A 7,272-nucleotide genomic window follows, 5' to 3' on the forward strand; every position below is an offset into this window, starting at 1 on the left:
GATAAATCAAATGTTTCATAGTTATTCAGCAGACCCTAGATAAGAAAAAAGGTAAAGGGAAAAAATGATTTCTTCTACCATTTACCTTTTATTTTTTCTTGTCTGCCTGATTTTGTCTAGGCAGTAACTTTAGAATCAGCTTCTAATTTCGCCAATTTTTCTGCTAACAATTGCTCCAAGGTTTCCAATGCTTTAGTAAAGCCCTTAATACCTTCATCTAGTTTGTCATTTGCCATCCGATCTTCAGCGTGCATTTTGTCAAAAATGACTTTATCTATAGGCATCTTTTCAATGCTCATAGCTGCTGCTTTTGTGGCATCCAGTTTACGGGGTAGTTCGCCAATGGTAGCCTGTAGCTCACCTAATAGCTTAGGAGAGATAGTTAGCAAATCGCAACCAGCTAATTCGGTAATTTCACCTATATTACGGAAGCTAGCTCCCATGACCTCAGTTTTATAACCAAATTTCTTATAGTAGTTGTAGATTTTGGTTACAGATAAAACTCCTGGGTCTTCTGCTGCAGGATAGCTATCTCGTCCGGTATCCTTCTTGTACCAGTCAAGAATCCTGCCCACAAAGGGAGAAATCAGAGTTACTTTAGCCTCTGCACAGGCGATCGCTTGGTGTATGCCAAACAACAGGGTGAGGTTACAGTGGATACCTTCTTTTTCTAGTACTTCTGCTGCCCGGATACCTTCCCAAGTAGAAGCGATTTTAATCAAAATGCGATCGCGATTCACTCCAGCAGTTTCATATTGAGCGATCAATTCCCTCGCTTTGGCAATGGTAGCTTCGGTATCATAAGATAAGCGCGCATCTACCTCTGTTGATACTCGACCAGGGATAATTTGCAAAATCTTCAATCCAAAGGACACAGCCAAGCGATCAAATGCCAAGGACACAATGTCACCGGGGGATGCACTTGCTCCCGCATCTGTCTTTGCTTGGAGTAAAGTCTGGTCGACAATTTCCTCATACTCTGGCATTTGTGCAGCAGCAGTAATCAAGGAGGGATTGGTAGTTGCATCTTGAGGCGTAAACTTTTCAATTGCTTGGATATCTCCCGTATCTGCTACTACAACGGTCATTTCCCGCAATTGTTCTAATAAATTCTTAGACATACATAGCTCCTTGAGTGTGGTTGATTCAGGATTAATATCATTCTTGTTTTCATGTTGCTAATCCTAGAATCTGTGTTAGTGGGTAATTGGCAATAGTAGATGAATTTATATTCTTGTTAATTACTGATTACCAACTACACTTTAACAATTTCGCAAATATTCCTGTTTTATTCCCCTAGGACTATTTTAGGCAAGTCATGACCAGATTGGCTGTGAGCTTGTATGCATTTTAGTTAAAATATCTTGCTACTTTTACTATTTTATGAAGCAGTCATATCAATAAATATACTCTTCTTGATTCCTACCCCTATATAGTTACATTTACGCAACTAATACCAAGCATTAGTAGTACTTTCAGCCAATTCCCAGTATCTATAATCCTCGATAAGTTGTAGTTAATTATTAAGAAAATATAATAAAAATCAGGGATAATTGGATACCAACTCTATTTTTTGCCAATAAATAAATTAATCTTTAATAAAGATGTTTGATATATTGTTTACTTATCTATGTATCATCATTTATATAGTTGTCAGAACCATTAGATTTATGTATACAAACTGATTCAGTATTTCAATGGTTTTGAAAATATAAAAAAAATCTAAAAATTGTTGTTTTCCCATAAATTTTGCTCTCAAACAAATAGCTCTGAGAAAATAGGGACGGGCAGGATGCCCATCCACAATATTAGATCATCTTTTTTGTGGAGTTCTCTGAGGCGCGAACTATAGTATTCCTTCCTTTTGTGCCATCGACAACATCAAATCAATGACCCGATTGGAATAACCCCATTCATTGTCATACCACGACACAACTTTAAAAAAGTGGGAATTGAGTTCCATGCCTGCACCTGCATCAAATATACTCGAATGGCGATCGCCTTGAAAATCTGTGGATACCACTGGCTCCTCTGTGTATCCCAGGATACCTGGCATTTCACCTGTGGCAGCAGCTTTCATTGCCTCACAGATTTCTTTATAACTTGTAGCCTTAGTTGTTTTGAAGGTTAAATCGACTACAGATACATCGGGAGTCGGCACACGAAACGCCATACCAGTTAATTTACCCTTCAATTCTGGCAAGACTAATGCTACGGCTTTAGCTGCACCAGTAGAGGAAGGAATAATATTTTGTGCTGCACCGCGTCCTCCCCGCCAATCTTTTTTACTTGGACCATCCACCGTAGGCTGGGTAGCAGTCATAGCATGAACAGTAGTCATCAAACCTTCTGCTAAACCAAAATTATCATTGATCACTTTAGCAACAGGAGCCAAGCAGTTAGTAGTACAGCTAGCATTGGAAACAATCACATCTTTTGCTGGATCAAATAATTGGTGATTAACTCCTACCAATAGGGTATTAACCTTGTCTGGATCTTTGGTAGGAGCCGAAATTACCACTCGTTTAGCTCCAGCTTGTAGATGACTTGCTGCACTATCATGAGTAGTAAATAATCCTGTGGATTCAATTACGTAATCTGCACCCAACTTACCCCAAGGTAATTCTGCTGGATTACGTACAGATACACAAGGAATAAATTTGCCATCAACAACCATCCCATCTTCTTTTGCCTCCACTGTACCTTTGTAAGTACCATGGGTTGAGTCATACTTCAATAAGTAAGCTAGGTTATCTGGGGTTACTAGGTCGTTAATACCGACAAACTCTACATGGGGATTGTTGATTCCAGCACGAAATACCAATCGCCCAATCCGACCAAATCCATTGATCCCAACTTTTAACTTTTTCAAGAATCAAACTCCTATTCATCAACAATTAATTCAGGGTGATTACCCAGACAATTTTTGCTTGATTGTCATGTGGTAGAAATCCCTAACTCGGAATAAAATTCCCATAACAGAGACTGCAAGAGTGGATTCGCTCAACTTACGGCAAAATCCAGAATGCTCTTACCTGATACTGACAGTCTCCGATGCCGAAAACCATTTTGATTGGCATATTTTAAGGTTTGTCAAGATTTACAGATGCTAGCTTGATAAATAATTCCCTAGTGTATTGACAAAAAATATCTCACATTCGACATTCTCAAAGATCCGGCAAATTATTGCCTTGATTTGTAACCAAGAGCGGGTGTTAAATAATTAATACAGGTATTTGTGTGGCAATTTTCATTACCAAATAATTCTTCCCTACTGGGGTGGTTTTCCTTGACCAATCATCTTTGTGAATAAATTATGGTACCATACCATAAAAATATATATCCTCAGATAGATGTCAGAAATAATATTCTATATAACCAATGGAAAAAATCATACATGTAAATGGTTATTTCGCCCTTGCAAAAATTAGAGATTGAATCCAGCTAATCCCTCTCAAATGGTATTTATTTAAGCTCCAGAAGATGAACGATAATTTCTGGAATATTCTGACAAAAGGTATAAATTTGAATTTGTTCTATACATTTGTGACGTAATTGAGCTAATATCGTTATTCCTGACTGTCAAATTCGTTCTGAATTGATTAAAATATCCTTGTATACAATAAAAACAACTTGTCAAGTTTCATAGGGGTGAATTTTCAGCAGTGCGCTAACGTGTAAATAGAGGCTCTCCCGCTAAAACTAAATTAAATAGCCCAAATGGCTAATTTTAATTCAGCATTCCCATCCCTTATGGAACTGTTGAAAAATAAGGTTACGGCGTTGTCAGAGCAAAACTATAATCGTTTAGACAAAAAAATAAGTGGGTGGGATATTCTTTGACTGCAAGCAAGAAAATATCTTTAACTACTATTTCCTGGTTTTTGTGGAGAACATAATGAACCGAATCTTAGTAATAAGTAACTCTCTTCCTCCGCCTAATATCAATTTATACTGAGCGACAGATGAAGGAATTGTAAAAATAAGTGCATTCAAGCTTATTTTCTGTATCCAGAAATGAGACTACAATTGACTACATCTAAGTAAAGTATGTTTTTAAAAATACAGTGGATTTGACGATAGCAAGTGTACCTAATTTTAAAGGTATTGAAAATATTGTCACCATTACACAAAGTTTTGGACAAATTGTCAGGAAATGGCTACCGTTTGTCATATCTTTTTGGTACAACAGGCTAAAAGTACTTAATTACTTTATTGAGTTGATACATGAAAAGAGCGCAATTTCTGTGAAACAAGCTACAATCGGAACAGTCTTTACCAAAAAATATTTCCCAAGTCATAAAATGTGTTTGTAAGGAGTAGTAATTCTTTTGATATATGAAGTCATCTTTGAGGCTACTTTGTCAAATTTTGTCAGTAAAAGTGACAACTCTGGCATTTTCTAAAAAATAGGGAAGCTACCAGCAAGCATAGCCTCAGCCTTGAGGCAAGATTCAGATATAACATGAGAACTAATCCTCACAAATATCTTAGGGAAATGAACCAATCGCCCTCTTAAAAAATTTAGCCAATACTTTTAAGAGTGGTAATAAAAGTCTTGAGTAATTGATTCTGCAAGGAGCATGAGGAACGCGGCATGAACCAGGCTAACAACGTACTCGAAAATATATATCAGCCTGACCTAATAATAAATCAGCCTGAAGTCGAGTTAGAAGCACTCTTGATAGAGGGAGAAGAAGAGGAAGAGGACTTACTAATTAATGATGAAGGCGAAGGAGATGAATTTTTAGAAACTCAGTCTGATGAAGACGACGCTAAGTCTGGGAAAGCCGCCAAGTCGCGTCGTCGTTCACAAGCAAAGAAAAAGCATTATACTGAAGATTCTATTCGTCTTTATCTGCAAGAAATTGGGCGTATTCGTCTCTTACGAGCTGATGAAGAAATTGAATTGGCAAGAAAAATTGCCGATTTATTAGAAATGGAGCGAGTGTATGATCGCTTATATGATCAATTAGCACGGGAACCGAAACATAGTGAATGGGCAGAAGCAGTACAAATACCTTTGCCCCAATTTCGCTATCGTCTTCATGTCGGTCGTAGGGCAAAAGATAAAATGGTGCAGTCCAACCTGCGTCTTGTAGTATCAATTGCCAAGAAATACATGAATCGGGGTTTATCTTTCCAAGACCTGATTCAAGAAGGTAGCCTAGGTTTAATTCGGGCTGCTGAAAAGTTCGACCATGAAAAAGGCTACAAGTTCTCTACTTATGCTACATGGTGGATTCGTCAGGCAATTACCCGAGCGATCGCAGATCAATCTCGTACTATCCGACTTCCGGTTCACCTTTACGAAACTATATCCCGGATTAAGAAAACTACCAAGTTACTTTCTCAAGAAATGGGTCGTAAACCTACTGAGGAAGAGATTGCTACCCGTATGGAAATGACTATTGAGAAGCTACGGTTTATTGCTAAATCTGCTCAATTACCTATTTCTTTAGAGACACCCATTGGGAAAGAGGAAGATTCACGTTTAGGTGATTTTATTGAATCCGATGGTGAAACACCAGAAGACCAAGTTTCTAAGAATCTATTAAGGGAAGATTTAGAGAAAGTTCTTGATAGCCTCAGTCCCAGAGAACGGGATGTATTGAGACTGCGCTATGGTTTGGATGATGGTCGCATGAAGACTTTAGAAGAAATTGGACAAATTTTCAACGTCACCCGAGAACGTATTCGTCAAATTGAAGCTAAAGCACTGCGTAAGTTACGTCACCCCAATCGTAACAGTGTCTTGAAAGAGTATATCCGCTAATTTATTAGCAATATTTACCAACATAGCAAAAATTAAGAGGCGAAAAGAAGAGTTAATCTTCATTTTTGCCTCTTTTTATTTAACAATTAACGATCTCAGAAATTCATCTATTCACTAGCTTGATAGTTTAATGGAGAGATGAATTTCTGTATAAACATGAAGCAACCTTGAACTATGGAGCTTACAAAGCACTCCAGAAATGCATTAGCCCTTCACCAAAAAATATCTCGACTAAAGTTGCTGTAAAAAAGCCAATCATTGCTAGACGACCATTCCAAATTTCTGCTTGAGGGGTAAAGCCCCAGCGCCAAGCATTACGATCATTTTTGACTTGTTGAGCAGAAACTTTTGTTGTATCTTCCATGATTGGAACCTCAGAAGTAAATGTTTTACTAAATTTAAGTTACCTTATGTGAATAAATATAACAATTTTTATGAGCAATGCAAAACTTGTAGAGCCCATTTTGTTGAATTGTTAACATAAGGACTTAATTCTTAATTTAATACAGTTCCCTCAATTGTGGAAAATATGGCATCGTATGGCGCTACACACAAGTCGTAATTAATAAGGAGATTTCCAGAATTAAGATTACCAGACGATTACAAATTTATCTTAGGGGCGTAAGGCTTGCGCCCTTGTCATTGGTAAAATTATTTTCAGAAATCACCTAAGTCTCCTGTTCATAGGTTGAGACCTCCAAGAATATCCGCACCTTAATTGCGTAGTGCGATAAAAGTGATCTACAAATATAAAAAGACATTGCATTGCAATGTCTTGAATATTGATGAAATATATTTGTTGGTAAGTACTGAATTAATATTCTTAGGTAATTATTCCAGGTTTCCCAATCCTACTAACGAACACTTTGCATATCTTCTGCTGTGAGTTTTGCAGGACGAGATTCGGTAAACAAAGCATTGTATAACCAACCTGCAAGAATTGCGCCGAGAATAGGAGCTACCCAGAACAACCAGAGTTGGCTAAATAATTCTGCACCTGCAAATAAAGCTACCCCTGTACTACGAGCAGGATTCACAGAAGTATTGGTGATAGGAATACTAATTAAGTGAATTAGGGTCAAACACAAACCAATAGCTGCTGGAGCAAAGCCTTGAGGTGCGCGGCTATCAGTTGCTCCTAAAATTACTATGAGGAACATAAAGGTCATCACAACTTCAGCAATGAAACAGGCTAATAAGTTATATCCACCTGGAGAATGAGCGCCAAAACCATTGGTAGCCAAAGGATTTGCACCGCTAAATCCTGAAAACCCATCTTGACCAATGGCAATGAGGTAAATAAGTGCACCTGCGACAATAGCCCCTATAACCTGAGAAATGATATAAGGCAGTAATTCTGAGGCTGGGAAGCGCTTACCTGCCCATAAACCGAATGAAACTGCGGGGTTAAGGTGACAACCAGATATATGACCAATTGCATAAGCCATTGTCAGGACAGTAAGTCCAAAGGCTAGAGATACACCTAAGAAACCTAA

5 protein-coding genes are annotated in these 7,272 nt (G+C 37.9%); 1 reads left to right on the forward strand and 4 read right to left on the reverse strand.

Annotated elements, in window-relative coordinates; all coding sequences use genetic code 11:
- Nucleotides 1-116 precede the first annotated feature (116 nt).
- Both CALSC_RS03350 and gap read right to left on the reverse strand, forming a co-directional pair.
- Nucleotides 117-1,121, reverse strand: a complete 1,005-nt coding sequence (locus tag CALSC_RS03350) for a transaldolase (RefSeq protein ID WP_088240005.1) — start codon at nucleotides 1,119-1,121, stop codon at nucleotides 117-119.
- A gap of 725 nt (nucleotides 1,122-1,846) precedes the next feature.
- A complete protein-coding gene (gene gap, locus CALSC_RS03355; RefSeq protein ID WP_088240006.1) occupies nucleotides 1,847-2,872 on the reverse strand; it encodes a type I glyceraldehyde-3-phosphate dehydrogenase in 1,026 nt (341 codons plus the stop codon).
- A gap of 1,725 nt (nucleotides 2,873-4,597) precedes the next feature.
- Between gap and rpoD the strand changes: the two genes are divergently transcribed.
- Nucleotides 4,598-5,776, forward strand: a complete 1,179-nt coding sequence (rpoD, locus tag CALSC_RS03365) for an RNA polymerase sigma factor RpoD (protein WP_088240008.1) — start codon at nucleotides 4,598-4,600, stop codon at nucleotides 5,774-5,776.
- A gap of 181 nt (nucleotides 5,777-5,957) precedes the next feature.
- On the opposite strand, the gene CALSC_RS03370 is transcribed toward rpoD, so the two are convergent.
- Together CALSC_RS03370 and aqpZ are read right to left on the reverse strand one after the other, a co-directional pair.
- Nucleotides 5,958-6,140 (reverse strand): chlorophyll a/b-binding protein, encoded by a 183-nt coding sequence (locus CALSC_RS03370; protein ID WP_088240009.1) that lies wholly within the window; start codon nucleotides 6,138-6,140, stop codon nucleotides 5,958-5,960.
- Nucleotides 6,141-6,630: 490 nt separating this feature from the next.
- Nucleotides 6,631-7,272 (reverse strand): aquaporin Z (aqpZ, locus tag CALSC_RS03375; protein ID WP_088240010.1); only part of this gene is annotated, 642 nt, incomplete at its 5' end.

Origin of the sequence: Calothrix rhizosoleniae SC01 (genome assembly GCF_900185595.1) — a bacterium.
Lineage (GTDB): Bacteria > Cyanobacteriota > Cyanobacteriia > Cyanobacteriales > Nostocaceae > Calothrix_A > Calothrix_A rhizosoleniae.